The organism is Pseudomonadota bacterium (assembly GCA_010028905.1).
Taxonomy (GTDB): domain Bacteria; phylum Vulcanimicrobiota; class Xenobia; order RGZZ01; family RGZZ01; genus RGZZ01.
Map to the genome: position 1 here is coordinate 1 of RGZZ01000898.1, position 1,113 is coordinate 1,113.

Here is a 1,113-nt window from a genome sequence, read left to right on the forward strand (position 1 = left end):
ATCTCCGCGGGGAGTCTCTCCCGTCAGCGCCGCCCTCGCCTCCGCCGTGCCTTCTGGTCTTGACGCGCAGCGTGTGAGAGGTGAATCATGGAGACATGAAGGTGGCGCTTCTCGAGGCTCACGATCCCCGACGACCTGGGCGCCTGTTCATGCCCATGGGCATCGCCTATGTAGGCGCCTGGCTCGAGCAGTATCACCCTGACGCGCGTGCGTGGGTGGTGCAGACGGTGGAAGAGGCCCTGGCCGTGGAACCGGACCTGGTGGGCATCTCGTGCGTGACGCCCAACTTCCCCCACGCCATCGCCATGGCCGAGCAGATCCGCGCGGAGCGCGACGTGCCTGTGGTGCTGGGCGGGCCGCACATCACCGGTCTGCCTTCGAGCCTTCCCGACGTATTCGCAGCGGGCGTGCTGAGCGAGGGTGAGGAGACCTTCACCGCGCTTGCCGCGCTCGTGGCGGAGCACGGGGGGCTCACCCCCTCGGCTCTGGCCACCGTGCCGGGCGTCTGCTTTCACGGTGCGGGGAAGGTCGAGACGACGCGGCCACGCGCCTTCATTCGCCCTCTCGACCGAATCCCGCTTCCCAAGCGTGACTGGGCTGGGCTGGCCGCCACCTCGCTGTGGTCGTTCTCGTCACGCGGCTGCCCTTATCGGTGCCGCTTCTGCTCCACCGCCGAGTTCTGGGAGTCGTACCGCGTTCATTCGGCGCGCTATGTGGTCGACGAGCTCAACGCCCTCATCGAGCGCTTCGACACGCGCTACCACTGCTTCATGGACGATCTGTTCGCCGTCAATGTGAAGCGGCTCGAGGAGATCGTGGCCCTTGCGCAGACCGATCTGAAGCGCTCACTCGATCTCACCGTGACCATTCGGGCTGATCTGGTGAACGAGCGTATGGCCGGATTGCTCAAGGCCATCGGCGTGAAGTACTGCCATCTCGGGCTCGAGTCCGGGTCTGATCGTGTGCTTTCCTATTTGAAGAAGGAGAGCACCACCGCGGTTCGCAACCAGGAGGCCATCGATCTGCTCACCGAGCATGGCCTGCACGCCATCGGCTCGTTCATCATCGGCGCTCCGATGGAGGAGGAGGAAGACCTGCAGCGCACGTTCGACT

At 65.3% G+C, this 1,113-nt stretch carries 1 protein-coding gene; it reads left to right on the forward strand.

The window, feature by feature from the left end; genetic code table 11:
• Positions 1-95: 95 nt before the first annotated feature.
• A partial coding sequence (locus EB084_26210; protein NDD31757.1) for a radical SAM protein occupies positions 96-1,113 on the forward strand: 1,018 nt, incomplete at its 3' end.